Genomic DNA, 21,233 nt, shown 5'->3' on the forward strand with positions numbered 1-21,233 from the left:
CCGCCCTTAAATGACGGTCAGTTGCCTGGGGCCGTCATGTACTGGCTGAAATTGTTGATGTGATCATCCAGATTGTCTTCCAGCATCATCCGGTACTGGTCGCAGAAATACTTCAGCATCGCTTCCCGCGACTCGGCCATTTGTGCGCCGGACTTGAAGTTGCGCGCACTCGCCCAGGCATTGAAACGGGTCGTGCCGAACATCATCGAGGCGCTGACCTGGCCAAGGTTCTCGAGGGTTTTCAGTTGCTCGTTCGACAGCTCGATATGCGCATCGGCACGGTCGTAGAAGGCTTGGTCTGTAGCGTCTGGCATGCGGGTCACCTGGGTCGGAGGATGGCGTATTGGAGCATTTCTGAGGGTGGCGATCTACACCAGCAACTCGGTGATCCAGCGCACCTCCTGCGTCAGCTCCGCAACCTTCTGCTCAGGTAGCGCCTGTCGCGCCTCGGCCAATTGGTCCAGGGTCCGTTGCTTGTAGCGCAACAGGCGCTGCCACTTGCCCAGGAACGCCTCGCTGCGGGCCTGCATCTGCAGCGGGCCGAAGTACAGTTGCTCGGCGCTGTAGCTCACCGGCCCGCTGCGCTCGGCGACGATGATTTCATAGTCGAAGCGATTTTCCCGCAGCAGCTCCTCGCAGAGGATGCGGTAACCGTTGTCCATCAGCCACAGGCGCAGCGGTTGTTCGCCGCCGTTGGGTTGCAGGATCAGACGCTCCTGGCCGCTGAGGTACAGCTTGCCGCGCTCAAGAATGTCGCGGATGGTCTCGCCGCCCATGCCGCAGAGGCTGACCGTGTCGATCCGATCTGCCGGCTCGATGGCCGCCAGGCCATCTGCCAGGCGCACGTGGATGTGCGATTCCTGGCCGTTGTCGCACACGGTCCGCTGGGCCGCGCGGAACGGGGTCAGCGCCACCTCGCCGGCCACTGCCGCGACGATGGCGCCCCGGTTCATCAACGCCACCGGCAGGTAGCCGTGATCCGAGCCGATATCAGCCAGGCGCGCACCGGCGGGTACCTGCGCCGCCACGCGTTCCAGGCGCATGGACAATGTGTTTTGGTTCAACTGCTGTTCCTTTTCAAGGCACCGTTGGCCTCGTTGAGGGCCGCAGGGTAAAGCCTCGGCGCCCGCCAGGCCAGCGCCTTGTACAAGTCCACCGCATTGCCATAGGACGCGGCCTGCGCCTGGGCAATGGCCTGGCGCAGGCTGAGCAGGTCGCGCTGGCTCTGCTGCACCGACAAGTAACTGCCGGAACCTGCACTGTAACGCCGCTGCGCGATATCCAGCGCCGTCTCCACATGCCGGGCCGATTGCACCAGGTTGAGCAGGTGCCGCTGGTGTTCGGCCAGTTGGGTAATGGCGCCCTCCACTTCTTCCACGGCCACCAACAGCACCTGTTCGAAGTGTGCGGTCTCCCGTTGCGATAGGGCCTGGGCGCCGCGCAGGCGTGCACGCACGGTGCCCAGGTTGAGTGCCGGCCAGGTCAAGCCCGGGGTCAATTCGAATGCCCGGGACGCGCTGCCCAGATCCCCATCGCGCAAGGCGAAGAAGCCGATAAACCCACCCAGGTTCAAGCGCGGATACAGGTCGCCGGTGGCGGCGCCCACGTCCTCGACGCGCGCCGCCAGCAGCCGTTCGGCCTGCAGCACATCCGGTCGATTGCGGATCAACCGGTCGACATCCCCCAGCGGCAATTGCCGCGCCAGTGGCCCCGGCGCCAAGGGGTCGAGGTCGACGCTGAAACTGCCCGGGCGCTGCCCCGACAACACTTGCAGCCGGTAAAGGCTACGTTGCAGCTGACTCTGCAACGGCGCAATCGTCGCCTGGGCGCGCAGCGCATTGCCCCGGGCACTCTCCAACTCTTCTGGCAGGCCACTCCCGGCCTGGCTTTGCGCCTCGGTCAGGCCGACGGTCACTTGCCAACTGCGCACGGCATCGTGTGCCAGCTGCAGTTGCTGGCGCTGGCCCTGCGCCGCGTAATAGGCATGGGCCACTTGTGCGGCGATGCTCAGTTGCACCTGTTCAAGGTCGGCCTGCGAGGCCTCGGCCCGTGATTGCGCGGCGCGGTTCAAGTGGTCGAGGCGACCGAACAGGTCCAGCTCCCATTGCAGGTCCAGGCCGGCACGCCACGACTCGGACAAGCTGCGGCTCGGCCGCGCGCCCGTCACCGGCTGCTGCTCCAGGCTGCGCTGGTACGCCGCCGTGCTGGTGACGGTCGGCAGGCGCTGCAACGCTTGCTCGTCGACATACGCACGAGCCAACAGCAGGTTTGCCCGCGCCTGGCGCACATCATGGTTGTGCGCCACCGCACTCTCGATCAAGCGCGCCAGTTGGGCGTCGTCGAAGAAGGTCCACCAGGCGGCCAGCGGCTGCGCGGTTCCCTGGGCGAAGTCCTCGGCCTGCGGGCTGGCCAGCTGAATCGGCGCGATCTCGGGGGCGCGGTATTGCGGCCCCACCGAGCAGGCACTCAGGCAGGCCAGCGCCCCCAGCAACAACGGGTAATGGATAAATGTGTTCATGGGCGCACCTCGACATGCCCGGGCGCCAGGTGGCGTTCGGCATCCGCCAGTTGCCGCTGGCGCAGGCCCTGCACCCGATGATCGCGCGCCAACCAGGCATAGATAGTGGGAAGGACAAACAGCGTAAACAGCGTGCCAACCAGCATCCCGCAGACGATCACCACGCCCAGGCCAAAGCGACTATTGGCCCCGGCACCGTCGGCGAACAGCAGCGGCAATACGCCGAAGGTCATCGCCGCCGTGGTCATCAGCACCGGCCGCAAGCGGATCTGCGCGGCACGGATGATTGCGTCGGCGCGGCAGAGGTGCTCGCGCACCTGGATCTCATTGGCGAACTCCACCATCAGGATCCCGTGTTTGCTGATCAGGCCAATCAAGGTCACGAGCCCGATCTGCGTGTAGATATTCAGCGTGGCCCAGCCCAGTGCCAGCGGGATCAGCGCGCCGCAAATGGATAACGGCACGGTGACCAGAATGATCAACGGATCGACCAGGCTTTCGTACTGCGCCGCGAGCACCAGATAGATCACCACCATCGCGGCGAGAAACGCCCATACCAGCGCACTGCCCTCCTGCACGTATTGGCGTGACTCGGACTGCCAGTCATGACTGAACCCCGGCGGCAGTTCGCCGGCCAGTTGCTCCAGCAGAGCCACCGCCTGCCCCTGGGAAACGCCGGGCGCCGGGATGGCCTGCAGGGTGCTGGCGTTCTGCTGATCGAACTGCAACAGGCGGTTCGGCGCCACCGTGATATCCAGATGCACCAGGGCCGACAGCGGGATCAACTGGCCGCCTTCGGTCCGCACATACTGGCGGGCCAGGGCCTGGGGGGTCAGGCGCTGTTCTTCGGTGCTTTGCGTAATCACATCATACGAGCGCCCATACAAGGCGAAGCGGTTGATGTACTGCTCGCCCACCAGCACCGCCAGCGAGTCGCCGATATCGCGCATGCCAATGCCCAGGCTCGCCGCCTTGGCCCGATCGACGCTGACTTTGACTACCGGGTTGTTGTAGTCCAGGTCGCTGTCGACCACGGCAAACAGGCCGCTGTCACGGGCCCGCTGCTTGAGGGTTTCCATGGTCTGGTACAGCACCGGGTAGTCCAGGGCGCTGCGCAGCACCATCTGCACCGGCAGGCCACCGCTGGAGCCGGGCAGCGAGGCGACCTGGAAGGCAAAGATGCTGCTGCCTTCGACCTCGCCCACGGCCTGCTGCAACTGGGCCTGGACCTGCTCGGCCGAACGCTCGCGGGCCTGCCAGGCGCTGAGGTTGATCCCGCCGAAACTGGCCGCGGGCCCGTCGGTGCCATTGATGATCCAGGTGTCGGTGGTTTCCGGCAGGCTCTCCATGATCCGGTTGAGCTTGCTCGCAAAGCGTTCCGCGTAGTCGAGGCTGGCGTATTGCGGGGCCTTGATGGCGGTCAATATCGCCGCCTGGTCCTCGGGAGGCGCCAGCTCGCGCAGGGGCAAGGTGTACAACCACGGCAGGCTCAGGCACACCAGCAAGGCAACGCCGCCGCTGATCCAGCGCCGCGCCAGGGAGTAACCCAGCACCCGGCCATAGGTCGCGGCCAGCCCGCCAAACACCCGTTCGGCCCACTTGGCCATGCGCCCTTCTTGCTGCCCAGGCTTGAGCAGCAGCGAGCTCATCACCGGCGACAAGGTCAAGGCGACCACGCCCGAGACCATCACCGCCCCCGCCAGGGTCAGGGCAAATTCGCGGAACAACGTGCCGGTCAGGCCGCCGATCAGGCCGATGGGCGCGTACACCGCCGCCAGCGTCAGGGTCATGGCAACCACCGGCCCGGCGATTTCGCGGGCGCCAACCAACGCCGCGGCCACCGGGGTCAGGCCTTCTTCGATATGCCGGTGGACGTTTTCCACCACCACAATGGCGTCGTCCACCACCAGGCCGATGGCCAATACCATCGCCAGCAGGGTCAGCAGGTTGAGGCTGAAGCCGAAGAACAGCATCAAGGCCGCCGCCCCGAGCATCGACAACGGAATCGCCAGCACCGGGATCGCCACGCTGCGCAGCGAACCCAGGCACAGCCAGATCACCAGCACCACGATCAGCATGGCCTCCAGCAAGGTGTGCAGCACCTCCTCGATGGACGCCTCGATAAAGCGTGCGGTCTCGTAGGCCAGGGCGACGTTGACCCCAGGTGGCAGCGTCTGCTGGATTTGCGGCAGTAGTTGACGAATTCCATCGACGATCACCAGGGGGTTGCCCGACGGTGTGGGAAACAGCCCCAGATGCACCGCCGGACGGCCATTCATGGTGGCGCTGGTCTGGGTCGCCGCTGCGCCCAATTCCACGGTGCCCACATCGCGCAAGCGGACCAGGGCCGTGCCGTCATTGCGGATCACCAGGTCACGGAAGGCCTCGACACTGGTCAGGTCCGTGTCGATATGGATATCGGCCAGCACGAATTGGCCACGGATCTGCCCCGGCGTGGCCTGGTAGTTGTTGCTGCGCACCGCTTGTGCCACATCGGCGGCGGTCACCCCGCGCCCGGCCATGCGATCGCTGTCCAGCCACAGGCGCATCGCCAGGTTCTGGCCGCCGAAGGTTTGCACCTTGGCGACCCCGTCGATCCCGGACAACTGCGGCTCGACCACCCGCGACAGGTAGTCGCTGAGCTCGGGAATCGACAGCGTGTCACTGGCAAACCCCACGTAAGCCACGGCGGTGGAGTCGCCGGCCGAGAGTTCGACCACCGGGTCGTAGGCATCATCGGGCAAGCGGTAACGCACTTGATTGACCTTGGCCATGGTCTCGGCCAACGCCAGGGTCGAGTCGCGGTTGAGGGTCATGCGCAGGGTGATCACACTACGCCCCTGGACCGACGACGACGCCAGGTAATCGATACCCTCCACCGACGACACGGCCTGGGTCAGCGGTTGGGTGACAAAGCCTTGCATCAATTCGGCCGAGGCACCGGGGTATTCGGTGCTGACGGTGATGGTCGAGCTTTCCAGCAACGGGTACTGGCGCACCGGCAATTTGCCGAGGGCAAACAGGCCGGCGAGGACGATCAGGCTACTGACGACCAGGGCCAATACCGGGCGCCGTACAAAACTGTCGGTGAAGCTCATGAGCTGCGATTCCCTTCAACGTCCAACGTGTTTTGCTCGACCGCTTCGACGGGCATGCCGTCGCTGAGCTTGAGCTGCCCGGAAACCACCACCTGGTCGCCCAGTGCCAGGCCCGAGGTGATTTCCACCAGGCCCTGCCAGCGCTCCCCGGTGGTCACCTGCACGCGGCGCACACTCAAGGCGCCGGCCGGATCGGCGCTGGCGATAAACACGGTCTGCCCGTAGGCGGTGTAGGTGATGGCGGTTTCCGGCACCACCAGCACCGTGGGTGATTGCACCGCCGACAGACGCACGCTGGCGTACATCCCAGCCTGCAACTGCCCGCCCGGATTGGCCAGGGTGGCTTGCACCCGCACCGAGCGCGACTGGCCGATCAGCGGGTCGATGGCATTGATCTGCGCCAGGAAATGCTCGCCCGGCAAGGCATCCACCGTGAGCTGGGCGCTCTGGCCGACGCGCAAGCCAGGGGCCGCCTGTTCAGCCAGGGCAAAATTCACATGCAGGCGCTGGGCATCCACCAGGCTGGCGATGGCTTCCCCGGTCTGCAGGTACTGGCCTTGGTGCACGCGGCGGATCCCCACCTGCCCGGCGAATGGCGCACGGATAGCTTTTTGCGCAATCAGCGCATCGACCTGTTGCAGCTCACCCTTGGCCATGTCGAGGGCGGCGGTGGCGTTGTCCAGTTGTTCCTGGGTCGCAACATTCACGGCCGCAAGCTTTTTAATGCGCAGGAACAGCGTCTGGGCATTGCGCAGTTGGGCGTGCAGGCGCAAACGGTCGGCCTGTTCGGGGGCGTCATTGAGCTGGACCAACAACTGCCCGGCCTTGACCGCTTGCCCGGATTCGAAGGCGATCCGCGTGATACGCCCGGCGGTTTCCGCCGCCACCTCTACCTGGTTGGCCGCCTCCAGTTCCCCGGCGGCAAAGGCCTGGCGAGGGGCCTCACCCTGGCGCACCGTAGCCAGCGCCACCTTGGCCACCGGCCACGCCGCCGCGGCCTGGGTTGAGGGTTGATTACCCCATAACGTGATAACCAGGGCCAGCACCGCTACCGCTGCCACGCCCCCGCCCACTAGCATCCTTCTGCCCATGCCCTGCTCCGCTCATTTGTGGTGTGTTCGCTGCCGCCCCACCCCGCACTGGCGATGGAAAGCGGTTGCAGCAAAGATCGGGCAGGACTATAAAACCTCAACTTAACTTGAGGGCAACACCCATGGCAGCAGAAAAGAACCCCGACGGTGTGCGCTCCCTCACCATCGGCGAGGTTGCCAGGCGCAGCGGCGTACCGATCTCCACCCTGCACTTCTACGAATCCAAGGGCTTGATCGCCAGCACGCGCAACGCTGGCAACCAACGACGCTTCCCGTCGCTGGTGCTGCGCAGCATCGCGATCATCAAGGTGGCGCAGCGCACCGGCATCCCCCTGGAAGAGATCAAGCGCGCCATGGGCCGCTACCCACCGAACAGCAAACTGACGGCCGCGCAATGGGGAGAAATGTCCTCGGCCTGGCGCGACAACCTCAACGAACGCATCCGCACCCTGGAAGCCCTGCGTGACAGCCTGGACAACTGCATCGGTTGCGGCTGCCTGTCACTCAACGACTGCCCCTTGCGCAACCCCGGCGACACCTTGGCCCAGGAAGGCCCGGGCCCAAGGATCCTCGAACGCGCCAGCCAGCGGATCTGAAATGCAATCTTCCAATCCCTGAAGATCAAGCTGGGAGCTGTCTCGCCCTGCGAGGCTGCGATGGCGGCGGCATTGCTGGGATTGATGTTGGCTGACCTGTCGCTATCGCCGGCCAGCCAGCTCCCACATTTGATCTTCATTGCCTTGGCAGGTCGGTGCTGACTACGCCGATGACACTTTTGAAGTAAGTCGCTGCGGGCTCTTTCCTGATAATCGAGCGATCACTGACGAAATGCCGAGGCCCCGCCATGACGCGCGCATCTACTGAACAGGTCCCGCCGCAAACCCTGAGAAAAGTCATCGTCGCCGCCGGTATCGGCAATTTTGTCGAGTGGTTCGACTTTGCCGTGTATGGCTTTCTCGCCACCACCATCGCCCAGCAGTTTTTCCCCAGTGGCGATGCCAGCGCGGCGTTGCTCAAGACGTTCGCGGTATTTGCCGTGGCCTTTGCATTCAGGCCCCTGGGCGGGATCTTTTTCGGCATGCTGGGCGATCGCATCGGCCGCAAGCGCACCCTGGCAATGACGATTTTGCTGATGGCGGGTGCGACTACGTTGATCGGCTTGTTGCCCACCTATGCTGCGATTGGCGTTACGGCGCCGATCCTGTTGTCGCTGATCCGCTGCGCCCAGGGCTTTTCCGCCGGGGGTGAATACGCCGGGGCCTGTGCCTATCTGATGGAGCACGCGCCCAGCGACAAACGGGCGTGGTATGGCAACTTTATCCCGGTGTCGACCTTTGCCGCCTTCGCCTCGGCGGCGGTGGTGGCCTATGCGCTGGAAGCCTCGCTGTCAGCCGAGGCCATGGGCAGTTGGGGCTGGCGCCTGCCGTTCCTGATCGCCGCGCCGCTGGGCCTGGTGGGGCTGTACCTGCGCTGGCGGCTGGATGAAACACCGGCGTTCCAGGCGGTGAAACAAGAGCATGCCGTGGCCCACTCGCCGCTCAAGGAAACCCTGCGCAACCATGGCGCGGCGATCTGCTGCCTGGGCGCGTTTGTGTCGCTGACGGCGCTGTCGTTTTATATGTTCACCACCTACTTTGCGACGTACCTGCAAGTGGCCGGTGGCCTGAGCCGGGCGACGGCGCTGCTGGTGTCGCTGATTGCGCTGATCTTCGCCGCGGCGATGTGCCCGGCGGCGGGCTGGTACTCCGACCGCGTCGGGCGACGCGTCACGGTGATGACCGCCTGCGGGCTGTTGATGGTGGTGGTGTATCCGTCGTTTTTGATGGCCAGCTCCGGCTCGTTCGTTGCGTCGATCGTCGGCGTGATGCTGCTGGCGGTGGGTGCAGTGTTATGCGGTGTGGTCACGGCCGCCCTGCTCTCGGAAACCTTCCCGACCCGCACGCGCTACACCGCTTCGGCGATTACCTACAACATGGCCTACACGATCTTTGGCGGCACTGCGCCACTGGTGGCCACGTGGTTGATCAGCACAACCGGCAGCAACCTGTCGCCAGCGTTTTACTTGATTGCCGTGGCCTTGCTAGCCCTGGCCGGTGGCCTGGCCCTGCCGGAAACCTCGCGTATTTCCCTGCACGACGCCTGAGTTTGGCTGTAGAGAGCAGCGGATAAAGAAGCTGTTAGTGGCGAGGGGGCTTGTCCCGTTGGGCTGCGCAGCAGCCCCATTTCAATAAGACCATTGAGTTTCTTCAGGTGGGCTGAGGGGGTGGTTTTGGGGCTGCTGCGCAGCCCAACGGGGGACAAGCCCCCTCGCCACGGCAACCCTCAGTCTGCTCACTGAGGTAGGCCACCAGCGAACCTTTCTTGCACATATACCGTCCGAGCTAGGGCATTGATGCTTTTCGCCCGCTCGGAGGTTTGTGTTTGAAAGCTGCCATCGTCAAAAAGTACCGCCTGATTATCAAGACCATGGGTTATGTAGGCTGGGCATTGTTCTGGCTGCTGCTTTGGGATATTGCGGTCACCGTGGACTTCATGCTGTTCCTCAACGCCAAGATCAACCTGCCGCTGATGCCCCTGACGCTGCTCGGTTCGGCGCTGGTGGTGCTGATCAGTTTTCGCAACACCAGCGCCTATAACCGCTGGTGGGAAGCACGCACGCTGTGGGGCGCGATGGTGAATAATTCGCGTAGCTTTGCGCGCCAGGTGCTGACGTTGCTGGATGACCCCGACAACGAGGTCAACCCGATCAAGTCGACCCTGCTGCGCCGCCATGTGGCGTATGTGAATTGCCTGGCGGCGCACCTGCGGGGCGAGCCGTGCCCCGAGGAAGTGCGGGCGTTTATTCCCATGGACGAGTTCGCGCGCAACGGTGCCACCAACAACTTTGCCAACGACATCCTCACCGGCTCCGCCGCCCTGCTGGCCCGGGAATACAAGGCCGGGCGCCTGGACAGCATTCGCCTGGCGCGGATCGAATCCACCATGGTCGACCTGTCCAACAGCCAGGGCGGTATGGAACGCATCGCCAATACGCCGTTGCCCTACCCTTATGTGTATTTTCCACGGCTGTTTATTTCGCTGTTCTGCCTGATTGTGCCGGTGGGGTTGGTGGAGTCCCTGGGCTGGTTCACCCCGCTGGCATCGACGGTGGTGGGGTTTATGCTGCTGGCGATCGAACGGATCGGCACCGACCTGCAAAGCCCGTTTCGCTCCAGTGAACACCAGATCCAGACCGAAGCCATCTGCGAAACCATCGAAAAAAACCTGCAGTCGATGCAGCGTGATTCGTTGGGGGATGTGCACAACCGCTGACCCGCTGCCACGTGGTTGCCATTAAAAAGCCTGCATTGTCCGAGCATCTATATAATAATGCGTCGCATTAAACACTTTGTTTATCGCAATGCGCTCGCCCTCGCCGGGTGAGCGTCGCATTAGTCAGAAGGATCTCTATGCAAGGCTTTTACCTGCCCTCCCTGCGCCTGCTGGGCGTACTGTTTTTGGCGGCTTGTTCACTGACGGCCCAGGCCGCCACCGATGAAACCGACCACTCGGCCACCTTCGAAAAAAATCAACAGTCCTACGTGATCAATGCCGATGGCAGTTTCGTCCAGACCATTGAACTGGTTACGCGGATCAATGAAGAGCGGGCGATCAAGAGCAACGCGCAACGTTCATTGAGCTACAACCGCTCTCTGGAAACCCTCGACGTACTTGAAGCCTTCACCCAGAAACCCGATGGCCGCAAGGTCAAGGTGGGCACCGAGCAGATCAAGGAGCAGCAGGAGACAGCCTCTTCAGAGGCGCCAATGTTCCAGGACTCGCGGGTCAAGGTAGTGATTTTCCCGGAGGTGGCGACCGGTGACCGACTGGTCCTGCGTTACCAGCGCCAGCGCACCACGGCGCTGTTCCCCGAGCAATTCGAAGACTTCTTCGTGCCGGACTTCTATGACGCCGAGCAGTTGAGCCTGAGCTACGACTTGCCGGCCGACAAGCCGCTGTTTGTCGACGCCCGGGGCTTCAAGGCCAGTACCCCGGCCGCCGCCGCTGGGCGCAAGGTGTACCGTTGGGACTACGTACCGCAGGCCAAGGCACGCATTGAAAACGGCGCCGTGTCCTATGTCGATTACGGTCAATTCCTCGCGGTCTCGACCTTCGCCAGCTACAAGGACTTTGCCCAGGCCTATGAGGCCAGGGCCCAGGTAGAAGTGACACCGGCCATTGCCGCCCTGGCCAAGCAACTCACGGCCAACCTGACCACCCCGCGCAGCAAAGCCCTGGCCCTGAGCGACTGGGTGCGCAAGAACATTCGTTATGTGGCGGTATATGTTGGCGCGGGCGGCGTAGTGCCGCATCCGGCCCAGGCCGTGCTGGATAACCGCTATGGCGACTGCAAGGACCACGTGGCCCTGCTTGAAGCCATGCTGCGCGCGGTGGCGATCGAAAGCTCACCGGTGCTGGTCAACCAGGGAAACAGCTACACCCTGGCCAAAGTGCCTACCCTGGGTGTGCTCAACCATGCGATCACCTACGTGCCGGCCCTGGATCTGTACCTGGACTCGACTGCCGCGGCCATCGCCGCGGGCTACCTGCCGATTCCGGTGCTGGGCAAACCGGTGCTGTTGACGCAGTCCGGCGAACTGGCCAAGACCCCGGCCGGGCAAACCGGCAAGGTCAGCAACGACCTGCTGTTCAAGGTCGACAGCAACGGTGCGGCGGACTTTGTGCACGCCACCACCGTGGAAGGCTGGGGCTCGGAGTTCAATCGCTACCTGCTCAATGCCATGAAACCAGCAGACCGCGACTCGATGATCCGCAATGTCCTCGGCTGGTACGGGCAAACGGGCCAGGGCACGTTCAAAAGCGACTCGCTGCAAGATGAAGTCAACCCGTTCAAGAACACCCTTGAAGGGCGCACCGACAACCTGGTCAACCTGCCAGGCCCGACCGGTGTACCAGCACTCAGCAGCCTGGTGGGCGGTATTGCGCAGAACGTGTTTGCCTTCGCCTCGGAAAAAGACCGCACCCAAGGCTTCGGTTGCCTCTCGGGAGAAACCCAGGAGCAGGCCCGCTTCGAGTTTCCCAAGGAAGTCACGGTCCTCGCCGTGCCCAAGCCGCAGTCCCTGCAACAGGCCGGCTTTGACTACCAGGCCACCTACGCCAAGGAAGGCAATACGGTCCTGATCACCCGCTACTTCAAGTTTGCCCATGCCAACACGGTGTGCAGCCCCGAGGACTTCAAGGCGATGAAGCCGGTGATCGAAAGCATGGTCAACGACCTCAAGGGCCAGATCATCGTGCAGACCCTGTAAGCAGGACCAGCGCCCAGGCGGCCAGGTACAGACCCACCCCAAACACCCCATGGGCCAGCGTGCTGCGCAACCGCGCAGTATTGGGCCTGGGGGTTCTGGACGCGGCGATGCCGGCGCCCATCGCCGGTTGCAAGACGAAGAACGGCGCGACCACCGATAGCACACCAAAGGCCAGGGCCGGCAGCAACGTCGGCTGTCGTGCCCATTCAAGCCCCACCATCAAAAGCAGCAACGCCGCAAAGAACACCCCGATCAGGTAATGGGTGACCCAACCCAGCAGCCCCTCCCCCGGCACCGGTGATGATTGGGCGATACCGGCATGCATCCAGCGCCCACGGGGCAGGTGGCCGACCCAGCGACCGACCATGGAAAAATCCAGGGACGGCACGCCCAGGCAGCGCTTGAGCAACAACGCCCAAAGATCCATGACCAGGGTCGCACCAGCCCCGATAACCACCGAATACCCAAGAAACTCAAGCACGTCCCTACTCCTTTTGATCGTTGGCGGTGAAAGCAACAGACAGACTTAGATGCCTCCAGACAAACATTCAATTAATTGATTGAATGTTTGGCCGATGCTAGGATCTTTGCCATGAAACCGTCAACCCCCCTATTCCCCGCTGATCACTTCACCGCCCTAGCCGACATCGCCCGGACCTTGGGCCACGCCCATCGTTTGGCGCTGCTGGAACACATTGCCCAGGAAGAGCGCTCTGTCGAACAACTGGCGCAACTGTCCGGCGTGTCTGTTGCCAATGCTTCGCAGCATTTGCAGCAACTCAAGCGCGCGGGCATCGTGCAGACGCGCCGCGATGGCAAACGGGTGCTCTACAGCCTGGGAGCCGGTCCGGTGGCGCCCTTGCTGGAAGCATTGCGTGGCTACCTGGCGTTCCAGCATGCCGAGATACGCGAGGTCGCCCTCGACAGCCTGTCGCGACGTGAGCGCCTGGAGGGTATCTCCATCGAGGAGTTACTGTTGCAGATGCAAAGCCAGAGCGTAGTGCTGCTGGATGTGCGCCCCGAAGATGAGTTCGCATCAGGACACTTGCCCGGCGCGCTGAACATCCCGGCGCAGGCCCTGCAACAGCGTTTGGCAGAGCTGCCAAAAGGCAAGCACGTGGTCGCCTACTGCCGCGGGCCTTATTGCGTGCTGTCCACCGATGCCATCAACACCTTGCACGCCCATGGCTTGCCCGCGCGTCGGCTGCGCGCCGGGTTTGACGAGTGGAAAGCGGCCGGCCTGAGTGTCGAATAACCCATCGCAAGACTGGAAAAATGATCAGACTCCTGCAACCCAAAGACCTCGATAGCGTCCTGCAAATCTGGCTGGATGCCTCGCTCATCGCCCACGACTTTATCGACGCCGCCTTCTGGCAGTCGCAGGTCGAGAACATGCGCAACCTGTATATCCCGGCCTCGGAAACCTACGTCATGGAACGCGACTCAAGGGTCGTGGGGTTCTACTCGCTGCTCGATAACCAGATGGCCGCGCTGTTTGTCGCCCCCGACTGCCAGGGCCAGGGCATCGGTAAACGCTTGATGGCGCACGCCAGGACGCAGCGGCCCGTGCTGACCCTGGCGGTGTATAAAAACAACACCGCCAGTTGCCAGTTCTATCTGTCGCAAGGGTTTGTGGTGACCCATGAACAGGTCGATGAACACAGCGGCCAGGCGGAGTACTGGATGAGCAGTGGCGCCAACGCGCCTCAGTAATCCGTCATCACCACCATCACTTCAGCGTCTGCCTCGCTTTCCGCCAGGTAGATATGGCCGATGCCGCTGTTGAAATAGGCGGTTTCGCGGCAGCCAATGCTGATGGACTCGCCCGTTTCGAATTGAATCCGCACCCGCCCGGACAGCACCACCGCAAACTCCTGGCCGGGGTGGCGGATGTAGTCGTCAAACTGGGTCAGCTCCCGGGCGAAAATGCGCGCGTACATCGGTGTCATGCGCCGCCCGGGGAAATCCCCTGCCATCGGGTGGTAATCGTAATTACCCGTGCTGTAGCCCGCCGCGCTATCAATGGCGGTGCTGACCACCGTGGGCTGGACCAGGTTCAGCGCAGTCTTCACCGGGCTGAATAACTGCGCAATGTCCACGCCCAGCGCCCGCGCCGCCGCCGCCAGCTTTTCGTAGCTGACCGAGACCTGCGCCAACTCCATCTTCGACAGGGTCGAGAGCGCCACGCCCGAACGCTCGGACAACTGCTTGAGCGTCAGCTTCTGGTCTTTGCGAATCCCCCGCAAACGGGCACCTACCTGGCTGCGATCTATCAGCGGATGGGCCGTGGAACACGAAGCGGGCGCTGTCTGATCGGAACTCATACGGACTCTCTGTCGCACAAAAAACGGGGTAAGGACTAGGGCCGGAATATTAACCCACGACGAAGGCTTGACTGGAAAATTCTCATATCCTACATTTCTCTTATGTGAGAATTATCAAAAACGAGAAAAACCTCATTCGCACACAGAAGGGACTTCGGCATGCAGGACAGTGACTGTTTCGATTTCGCCATCATTGGCGGCGGCATTGCGGGGGCGTCCCTGGCCTATCGCCTGGCCGGCGAAGCCAGTGTGGTGGTGCTCGAACGTGAGAGCCAGCCGGGCTACCACGCTACCGGACGCTCTGCCGCCATGTTCATGGAAGCCTACGGCACTGCGCAGATTCAAGCGCTGACCCGCGCCAGTCGGGCCTTCTACGAGCAACCACCGGCAGGTTTTACCGAGCACGCGCTGCTCGAGCCACGCGGCTGCCTGTATGTGGCCAGTCACGAGCAGCAAGCGTTGCTACACAAAACCTTCGACAGCCATCAGGCCAGCGCGGCCAATGTCGCGCTGATTGATCGCGAACAGGCGTTGGCATTGGTGCCTTGCCTGCGCCCGGAAGTCATCGCCGGCGCCATGCTAGAAACCGAGGCCCGCGACCTCGATGTGCATGCGCTGCACCAGGGTTTCCTGCGGGCCATGCGTCGTGCCGGAGGGGTATTGCAGTGTGACGCGCAGTTGAGCAGCGCCACCCGCCAGGGCCGGCATTGGCTGCTGACACTGGCCGACGGCCGACAACTGCGCGCGCGCAACCTGGTCAACGCCGCTGGCGCCTGGGCCGATGAGGTGGCACAGCAATGCGGCGTAGCACCGATCGGCCTGCAACCCTGTCGGCGTACCGCCTTCACCTTCGACGGCCCCGAAGGCCTGGACTTTGCAAACTGGCCCGCCGTTATCGGCATCGACGAAAGTTTTTACTTCAAACCCGACGCCGGCCAACTGCTGGGCTCACCGGCCAACGCCGATCCGGTTCCGCCCCAGGACGTGATGCCCGAAGAACTGGACATCGCCACGGGGATTTATCACATCGAAGCCGCCACCTCCCTGAGCATTCGGCGGCCCCGTCACAGCTGGGCCGGCCTGCGTTCTTTCGTCCCCGATGGCGACCTGGTAGTCGGTTGGGACGAGCGCTGTGAAGGCTTCTTCTGGCTCGCCGCCCAGGGCGGTTATGGCATCCAGTCGGCGGCCGGAGTCTCGCAACTGGCCTGCTCCCTATTGCTCGATCAACCCTTGCCCGAAGCGCTGCGGCGCCAGGGCGTCGAACCACAGCGCATGGCTCCCGCCCGCTTGCGCTGATCATTCACTCTGCAGAGGTTCCCTGTCATGTCAGAAAGTCTCCAGCGTTATCCCAGCCACCTGCCCTACCCATTTTCCAAAGCCATTCGGGTGGGCGATTTGCTGTACCTCTCCGGGCAGGTGCCCATGGACCCGAAAGGCGAAGTGGTACGCGGTGATATCCAGCAGCAAACCGAAGCCGTCATGAGCCGCATCGGCGAAACCCTGGCCGAATGCGGCGTGGGGTTTGATCAAGTGGTCAAGGCCACGGTGTGGCTGTCGGATATGCAGCACTTCGCCGGTTTCAACGAGGTGTATGCGCGCTACTTCAAACAAGGTTTCCCGGTGCGCTCCACCGTCGGGGCGCAACTGGCGCTGGGGGTCGATGTAGAAATCGAAGTCCAGGCCTGGGTCGGCCCGCCAACCCGCTGATACCTGGCGAGGACAGCCCGTTGTCGTCACGGTGTTTCACAAGCACGCTCGCACGCCCCTTAACAACAACAATTCAAGGGAAGTCGTCATGAAAGAAAGTCTGAAGATTGCCGGTGCATTTGTCGGTGTGATCGTTGGTGCGGGGTTCGCCTCGGGCCGGGAACTGTTGCTGATGTTCGTCGATTTCGGCGTATGGGGGTTGCTCGGTGCGGTGCTCAGCGCCGCACTGTTCACCTTCCTCGGCATGGCGCTGGCGGGCATGGGCAACCGCCTGCGTGCCACCTCCCATAAAGACGTGGTGTATGCGTTGTGCGGGCGCCACCTGGGGGTACTGGTCGACCTGATGATCACCTTTTTCATGTTTGCGGTCACCGTGGTCATGCTGGCGGGCGGCGGCGCGTTGCTGGAGCAGCAGTTCGGCATCCCCGCCACATTGGGCAGCGTGGCGGTCACCCTGGTGGTAATCGCTATCGTGTGCCTGGACGTGCATAAAGTCATCGGCCTGATCAGTTCGGTCACGCCGTTTCTGATCCTCACCGCCGTCGGCGTAGCGCTCTACGGCGCGGCGACCCGGGGCCTGAGCTTCGCCGAGCTGGATCAGGTGGCCAGCCGCCAGAGCGCCGGCGCCAGCCATTGGCTGCTGGGGGCATTGTTGTACGTGTCCTACAACATCGTGGCCGGCGTGCCGATCCTGGCGATCATGGGCGGCGCGGCGAAAAGCGAAAAACAGGCGGTGTGGGGCGGGATTCTCGGCGGCGCCATCTTGGGCCTGCTGATGCTGGTGATGAGCCTGGGACTGTTGTCGCGCCTGGACAGCGTGGCAGACCTGCCGATGCCCATGCTGTCCATCGCCAGCGAAGCCTCGCCAGCCCTCGGGCTGCTGATGGCGGTGATTATCTTCCTGATGATCCTCAACACCGCAGTCGGCACCTTGTACTCCTTCTCGGCGCGCCTGCTGCCACCCGGCACCCGTAAATTCCGTGTCGGGTCGGCGGCCTTTGCCGCGCTGGCTTTTGCCGGCAGCCTGATCGGCTTTATCAGCCTCGTCGGCCAGGTGTATCCGCTGTTTGGCTACCTGGGGTTCTTGCTGATCGCCGCCGTATTGATTGGCTGGCTGCGGCTCGGGCGCCTTGCCGGCGCAACGGGCTAAACCCAAGGCGGGTGGCTGGTCACGCAGTGGCCGCCACCGCCGCCGGCGGCGATGGCGTCGATATCCAGTTGCTGCAACTTGCGCCCCTTATGCCTGGCAACCAGATGGTCTTGCAGTACCACTGCGGCCTGACAACAGTTGTGGAACGGCAGACGGCTGTATGATTGTCCCGAACCCTAACGGCGTGACAAATACATAAGGAGCGTTTCAGATGCTGCGAGTGGATTGGCTCGATAAACAAATGGACAAGTGCGGCGTTATGGCCGAATGGCTTTACCGGGAATTCAGTTATGAGTTTACGCAGCAATCTCTTTCGAGCTGGAAACACGAGTTCTCTGAGGGACAGCGTGATGGCAGTTGGAAGTGTCTGATCGCAACGGAACGAGACCAGTTGCTAGGTGGCGCGACGCTTGCCAACAACGACCTATCTGACCGACCGGATCTAGGCCCGTGGCTTGCGTGCGTGTTCATCGCACCTGAAGCTCGCAGGAGAGGGCTCGCGGCGCAGTTAATCGAAGGCATCTGTGTCCATGCAAGAGACGCTGGGTTCACTACCTTGTACTTGCACACCCATAACCAGAGCAACTATTACACCCAGCTTGGCTGGAAAGTGTTGGAGCGCTTTGAGGCTTGGGGGAAGGAGCAATACCTCATGTCACGGAGTTTATAGTCAACGCCGACTTCAAATTTCCGGCGCTTTTTTATAAGTGGCAAAGCTCTGATCTGACGTCTGCGTTTTCACACAGCCTGGGCCGGTTAGCGACGGTCTGACTTCGTCCTGCGATAGATCAGTGATGCCTTCGTACGTCTCATTGTGTGTGTGCCATACATGGCTGGATCAAGACCCCGAGAGCAGATCGTGTTTGCTCAGGCCAGATCGAAGAGAGCCAGATCCCGGGTTCTTTCCGCCATTTGAAACCTTACTCGGCTGGCCCAGGTATCTCTCAGTCGGAGTGGGGTTTTCTGCCCGACTAGTTTTCCTTTGTTCCACGGCTATTAGATAAATTTACAACTCTATCGTGCACTGATTAAAATAAAGTAAAATTTAAAAAACCATGCTTCAGGTGAGCTCATGAAAAATATTAATATTGCATATATCTTGTTCGGTTCCGCGCTTTCTTTAAAGGTGATGGCGAGCGGGCTAGACGTCGAGCACACACTAATTGAGCATCGCTGGTATACTTTCGAAGACGTGATAGAAAAGAGAACAAAATACAACAGGGTGGATATTTCGCGAGGGTACATCGAATACTATTTCGAGGGTGATGAATATACACCCAAGCAGCCAGAAGAGAAATTGTCGCCGCGACAAAAATTCTATTCCAACCATGGTAGCGTTGGAACATACGCGGCTGCTGATTATGAGACCGCGCTAGACAGGGAGTGCATAGATGTTGTCTCTGGTTCTTTAGGATCATTTATGGGCGACTATGAAAACTCCAAAAGACCTGACAGACAAAAATATAAGCGCACCGTTATTGGCATAAAGTCTTTAACGTACAAAGGCCCTGAGTATAACTTCAAGAGCCCTTCATCTTGGTCGCCTGTAGTGTTACCCAAGAACAACAAAAGTCTTCTTTGTGAAATCTATGAAGTCAAGAGTAAAGAAAGTGATGTGAAATACATTGTTTATGCTGCTTCAGTGGCAACCGCTATGTTTGACGAAATTCATACGGCCCCATTGCCAGATAACAAGGTCGAGTAATTAAAAGTCTTCGCACTCATAGGGGGCACCGATGTTCCGCTGCCAACATTGACCGGAACTGAGAAATGATCTCTGAAGATAGCCCGGCACCCTTGAACACTTCGCAGGTGAAGCTAACGGGTGCAGGGCCCGGTGCCGTTATGATGCGGTCTGCAACCACAGCTACTGGGCTGTTTCGATAAAGCCTGCACCCTTCATAACCTACGGCATTTTGCGTTAAGAAGTCAGCGCTGTTCGAGGTATGAGCAACCGTGTCGAGAAGCCCGGCCCTAGCAAGTGCCAGCGTTCCCCCACAAATACCGGCAATTGTCGCTCCACTTGCACGACTGGCATGAAGAAAGTCGCGAATATCCGGTGCATCTGCACTTTCCCAGATCATTCCTCCAATGACGACAACGACGTCCGGTTTCCAGTCCAGACATTGTTGCAAACTGCTATCGACCGTTACAGCCAATCCACCCTGCGAGCAGAACTGCCCCGTAGTAGAAGCGAAAAACCTGGCATCGATCCCGTAAAACGGGGACGCAGTTCCAGCAATCAATGCATATTCCCAATCCGCAAAACCGGGGGTCAGTATCAATCCCACACGTGCCATCAGTCAGAATCCTCCATGAATGCCAATAACGTTTGGCGGCGACAAACATACATCAAAAGTACCCAGGGCTGCGCAGAGCCAGTTGATACCGTGGTATTACCTGGTCCGCCCTTGGTCGACACGATTGCTGCGATTTTCTTACTGCTTGGCTCTGAATCGAAGGGTTGGAGACAGCTTCATAAAAGTCAGGCTAATAAGATGGCGCTCAGGAAAACCGCCCTGAACGAAAAAAGCCTGCATCTCTGCAGGCTTTTCTCAATATTTCTTGGTCTGTAGGAAAAGTGGACAGCAGCAGCCAGCCACCGCGCCTCCTACAGCGCATAACCAACCGAAACCTGGATAGTTGTCCTCAGGCTTCTGGGGAGCGCTTGACCGGGAACGACACAAAGGGCTTGATCTCCTTGAGCACAAACATACTCTGCATCTCTTTGATACCAGGCAACTGTCGGACTACCGACATCGCGAAATCAGAAAAAGAGTCAAGATCGCGCGCCACTACTTGTATTAGGAAGTCAGCGTCGCCACCGATGCTGTAGCACGCCACCACATCCTCAAGCTGCATCACTTCCTGCTCGAACTTCTTGGCCTCGGCCGCGCTGTGATGGTCGATTCTGACCCTTACAAACACCATCACCCCCAACCCGATCTTGCGTCGGTCCAACACCGCCCGGTAGCCCTGAATATAACGATGCTCTTCCAACTGGCGAACTCTGCGCCAGCATGGCGAGGCCGACATGCCGATCTGGTCGGCCAGGGTCTGGTTGGTGATCCTACCGTCCTGCTGCAAGGCTGTAAGGATTTTAACATCTGTCAGACTGAGCATCTGATCGGTCATAACTTCCCACCAATTGTAATAAACTGGTAAATCCTACCAGAACCAATCCTCCCACGGATCAAAGTAGAAAAAAAATACCGCTCTAAAGGGGATAGTATTTCTTCAGTACCTGACATCGGGTTTACAGGGCCTCAGCCTCTCAGGCACAAATCGATAGATAAATCCAAGGCGGACTGAGGTTTAAGCATGAATGCAAGCAACTTAAAGTGCCTTAAGAATGCAATTAATCGGAAAAATGACTGTGGGTAAGTGATCGCGACCTTGGTCTGAAGTCATTGATAAAGTCAACACAACCAAAGCTTTATAGATGGAATCGAGGTGTATATGAATTTCGATGCTGCCGTTCACAAATGTGTAATTGTTGTCGACAACGCGCTGGGGTTGGGACATGCAGTAAATGCCGTAAGCGTCATAGGTGTCAGTCTAGGACGTTCGGTAGAGGGTCTGGTTGGACCTGCCCTGCAAAGCAGTGACGAGGTTGATTACCCCGGAGTTATATACGCACCTTTGCCAGTTTTGCGATCCAACAGTGATTACTTGCGGGAACTTCATAAGAAAGCGCTGCTGGATAATGAAATTCACACCATGCCCTTCAGCGCCCTGGCGCAATCCTGCAAGACGTATCAGGAATATGAGGCACGAATTTCCGAAGCCGATAGTTCAGGCATAGAGTTGGTTGCCATTGGTTTGGTCGGACCACAGAAAAGCATCAGCAAATTGACGGGCAATCTTTCGCTATTTAAATGAACTGCTGATCGTCGTGCGACCTTTATTGAAGTTCGATTTTGCGCTGAGGCAACATTCAGCTTATTGAACTCACGATGCCGTGTTTGTAGAACACTGCCATGGCGTAGATTAAAGACTCAGGCGAACTCGTTTCAATCTTGACTTCCGAGCATGC

Annotated in this window: 23 protein-coding genes and 2 pseudogenes; 13 read left to right on the plus strand and 12 right to left on the minus strand. The window is 60.6% G+C overall.

Features of this window, described 5'->3' with window-relative positions:
- Positions 1-17: 17 nt before the first annotated feature.
- From GDV60_RS18520 to GDV60_RS18540, 5 genes are read right to left on the minus strand one after another with little or no spacing between them, the layout of a single operon-like run.
- Positions 18-314, minus strand: coding sequence for a DUF3144 domain-containing protein (locus tag GDV60_RS18520; protein ID WP_029294046.1), 297 nt, complete (start codon positions 312-314; stop codon positions 18-20).
- A gap of 54 nt (positions 315-368) precedes the next feature.
- Positions 369-1,064: a tRNA (adenine(22)-N(1))-methyltransferase TrmK gene (locus tag GDV60_RS18525; protein WP_238353734.1), complete on the minus strand. Its 696-nt coding sequence runs from the start codon at positions 1,062-1,064 to the stop codon at positions 369-371.
- A complete protein-coding gene (locus GDV60_RS18530; RefSeq protein ID WP_159908374.1) occupies positions 1,061-2,518 on the minus strand; it encodes an efflux transporter outer membrane subunit in 1,458 nt (485 codons plus the stop codon). Before GDV60_RS18530 ends, GDV60_RS18525 begins: the two co-directional genes overlap by 4 nt.
- The gene (locus GDV60_RS18535) at positions 2,515-5,616 is read right to left on the minus strand and encodes a MexW/MexI family multidrug efflux RND transporter permease subunit (RefSeq protein WP_159908376.1); all 3,102 of its coding nucleotides are present in this window, start codon (positions 5,614-5,616) and stop codon (positions 2,515-2,517) included. The genes GDV60_RS18530 and GDV60_RS18535 overlap by 4 nt, the downstream gene beginning before the upstream one ends.
- Positions 5,613-6,707 carry an efflux RND transporter periplasmic adaptor subunit gene (locus tag GDV60_RS18540; protein WP_159908378.1) on the minus strand — a complete coding sequence of 365 codons (1,095 nt, stop codon included), beginning with the start codon at positions 6,705-6,707 and terminating at the stop codon, positions 5,613-5,615. Before GDV60_RS18540 ends, GDV60_RS18535 begins: the two co-directional genes overlap by 4 nt.
- A gap of 122 nt (positions 6,708-6,829) precedes the next feature.
- Between GDV60_RS18540 and soxR the strand changes: the two genes are divergently transcribed.
- The 4 genes from soxR (at position 6,830) to GDV60_RS18560 (ending at position 12,016) form a co-directional block, all read left to right on the plus strand.
- On the plus strand, positions 6,830-7,303 hold the full coding sequence (soxR, locus tag GDV60_RS18545) for a redox-sensitive transcriptional activator SoxR (RefSeq protein WP_029294036.1): 474 nt from the start codon (positions 6,830-6,832) through the stop codon (positions 7,301-7,303).
- A 248-nt stretch (positions 7,304-7,551) separates the two neighbouring features.
- The gene (locus GDV60_RS18550) at positions 7,552-8,850 is read left to right on the plus strand and encodes an MFS transporter (protein WP_159908380.1); all 1,299 of its coding nucleotides are present in this window, start codon (positions 7,552-7,554) and stop codon (positions 8,848-8,850) included.
- 278 nt (positions 8,851-9,128) lie between these two features.
- On the plus strand, positions 9,129-10,019 hold the full coding sequence (locus GDV60_RS18555) for a bestrophin family protein (RefSeq protein WP_029294032.1): 891 nt from the start codon (positions 9,129-9,131) through the stop codon (positions 10,017-10,019).
- Positions 10,020-10,156: 137 nt separating this feature from the next.
- The gene (locus GDV60_RS18560; protein ID WP_159908382.1) at positions 10,157-12,016 is read left to right on the plus strand and encodes a DUF3857 and transglutaminase domain-containing protein; all 1,860 of its coding nucleotides are present in this window, start codon (positions 10,157-10,159) and stop codon (positions 12,014-12,016) included.
- On the opposite strand, the gene GDV60_RS18565 is transcribed toward GDV60_RS18560, so the two are convergent.
- Positions 11,997-12,497, minus strand: a complete 501-nt coding sequence (locus GDV60_RS18565; protein ID WP_029294028.1) for a DUF2938 domain-containing protein — start codon at positions 12,495-12,497, stop codon at positions 11,997-11,999. The two genes, GDV60_RS18560 and GDV60_RS18565, sit on opposite strands and share 20 nt — an antisense overlap.
- Positions 12,498-12,608: 111 nt before the next feature.
- Between GDV60_RS18565 and GDV60_RS18570 the strand changes: the two genes are divergently transcribed.
- Both GDV60_RS18570 and GDV60_RS18575 read left to right on the plus strand, forming a co-directional pair.
- Positions 12,609-13,271: a metalloregulator ArsR/SmtB family transcription factor gene (locus tag GDV60_RS18570; RefSeq protein ID WP_133715133.1), complete on the plus strand. Its 663-nt coding sequence runs from the start codon at positions 12,609-12,611 to the stop codon at positions 13,269-13,271.
- A gap of 20 nt (positions 13,272-13,291) precedes the next feature.
- Positions 13,292-13,729: an N-acetyltransferase gene (locus tag GDV60_RS18575; RefSeq protein ID WP_159908384.1), complete on the plus strand. Its 438-nt coding sequence runs from the start codon at positions 13,292-13,294 to the stop codon at positions 13,727-13,729.
- Here the strand turns inward: GDV60_RS18575 and GDV60_RS18580 are convergent.
- Positions 13,723-14,340 carry a helix-turn-helix domain-containing protein gene (locus GDV60_RS18580; protein WP_029294022.1) on the minus strand — a complete coding sequence of 206 codons (618 nt, stop codon included), beginning with the start codon at positions 14,338-14,340 and terminating at the stop codon, positions 13,723-13,725. The two genes, GDV60_RS18575 and GDV60_RS18580, sit on opposite strands and share 7 nt — an antisense overlap.
- Before the next feature lie 159 nt (positions 14,341-14,499).
- On the opposite strand from GDV60_RS18580, the gene GDV60_RS18585 reads away from it, so the two are divergent.
- The 3 genes from GDV60_RS18585 to GDV60_RS18595 all read left to right on the plus strand — a co-directional run bounded on the left by GDV60_RS18585 (position 14,500) and on the right by GDV60_RS18595 (position 17,197).
- Positions 14,500-15,636 (plus strand): FAD-binding oxidoreductase, encoded by a 1,137-nt coding sequence (locus GDV60_RS18585; RefSeq protein ID WP_154906883.1) that lies wholly within the window; start codon positions 14,500-14,502, stop codon positions 15,634-15,636.
- Positions 15,637-15,663: 27 nt separating this feature from the next.
- Positions 15,664-16,047, plus strand: a complete 384-nt coding sequence (locus GDV60_RS18590) for a RidA family protein (RefSeq protein WP_104910636.1) — start codon at positions 15,664-15,666, stop codon at positions 16,045-16,047.
- Positions 16,048-16,135: 88 nt separating this feature from the next.
- Positions 16,136-17,197 (plus strand): hypothetical protein, encoded by a 1,062-nt coding sequence (locus GDV60_RS18595; RefSeq protein ID WP_092231512.1) that lies wholly within the window; start codon positions 16,136-16,138, stop codon positions 17,195-17,197.
- On the opposite strand, the gene GDV60_RS26905 is transcribed toward GDV60_RS18595, so the two are convergent.
- Positions 17,194-17,319, minus strand: coding sequence for a hypothetical protein (locus GDV60_RS26905; protein ID WP_256679388.1), 126 nt, complete (start codon positions 17,317-17,319; stop codon positions 17,194-17,196). The two genes, GDV60_RS18595 and GDV60_RS26905, sit on opposite strands and share 4 nt — an antisense overlap.
- An 89-nt stretch (positions 17,320-17,408) precedes the next feature.
- Between GDV60_RS26905 and GDV60_RS18600 the strand changes: the two genes are divergently transcribed.
- Positions 17,409-17,867 (plus strand): GNAT family N-acetyltransferase, encoded by a 459-nt coding sequence (locus GDV60_RS18600; RefSeq protein ID WP_029294013.1) that lies wholly within the window; start codon positions 17,409-17,411, stop codon positions 17,865-17,867.
- A 92-nt stretch (positions 17,868-17,959) separates the two neighbouring features.
- On the opposite strand, the pseudogene GDV60_RS27140 reads toward GDV60_RS18600, so the two are convergent.
- Both GDV60_RS27140 and GDV60_RS27145 read right to left on the minus strand, forming a co-directional pair.
- A pseudogene (locus GDV60_RS27140) lies at positions 17,960-18,043 on the minus strand (integrase); the annotation flags it as partial.
- Between the two features lie 30 nt (positions 18,044-18,073).
- Positions 18,074-18,190, minus strand: a pseudogene (locus tag GDV60_RS27145) (integrase); the annotation flags it as partial.
- A gap of 79 nt (positions 18,191-18,269) precedes the next feature.
- Between GDV60_RS27145 and GDV60_RS18610 the strand changes: the two are divergent.
- Positions 18,270-18,902, plus strand: coding sequence for a hypothetical protein (locus GDV60_RS18610; RefSeq protein WP_159908386.1), 633 nt, complete (start codon positions 18,270-18,272; stop codon positions 18,900-18,902).
- Between the two features lie 16 nt (positions 18,903-18,918).
- On the opposite strand, the gene GDV60_RS18615 is transcribed toward GDV60_RS18610, so the two are convergent.
- Positions 18,919-19,497 (minus strand): DJ-1/PfpI family protein, encoded by a 579-nt coding sequence (locus GDV60_RS18615; RefSeq protein ID WP_159908388.1) that lies wholly within the window; start codon positions 19,495-19,497, stop codon positions 18,919-18,921.
- Positions 19,498-19,512: 15 nt separating this feature from the next.
- Between GDV60_RS18615 and GDV60_RS18620 the strand changes: the two genes are divergently transcribed.
- The gene (locus GDV60_RS18620; RefSeq protein WP_159908390.1) at positions 19,513-19,773 is read left to right on the plus strand and encodes a hypothetical protein; all 261 of its coding nucleotides are present in this window, start codon (positions 19,513-19,515) and stop codon (positions 19,771-19,773) included.
- A 73-nt stretch (positions 19,774-19,846) separates the two neighbouring features.
- Here GDV60_RS18620 and GDV60_RS18625 read toward each other — a convergent pair whose 3' ends face one another.
- A complete protein-coding gene (locus GDV60_RS18625; RefSeq protein WP_154906879.1) occupies positions 19,847-20,332 on the minus strand; it encodes an Lrp/AsnC family transcriptional regulator in 486 nt (161 codons plus the stop codon).
- A gap of 324 nt (positions 20,333-20,656) precedes the next feature.
- Between GDV60_RS18625 and GDV60_RS18630 the strand changes: the two genes are divergently transcribed.
- Positions 20,657-21,079: a DUF2000 domain-containing protein gene (locus GDV60_RS18630; protein ID WP_159908392.1), complete on the plus strand. Its 423-nt coding sequence runs from the start codon at positions 20,657-20,659 to the stop codon at positions 21,077-21,079.
- Positions 21,080-21,233 lie beyond the last annotated feature (154 nt).

The sequence above is a fragment of the Pseudomonas sp. DTU12.1 genome, from assembly GCF_009873475.1.
GTDB lineage: Bacteria > Pseudomonadota > Gammaproteobacteria > Pseudomonadales > Pseudomonadaceae > Aquipseudomonas > Aquipseudomonas proteolytica.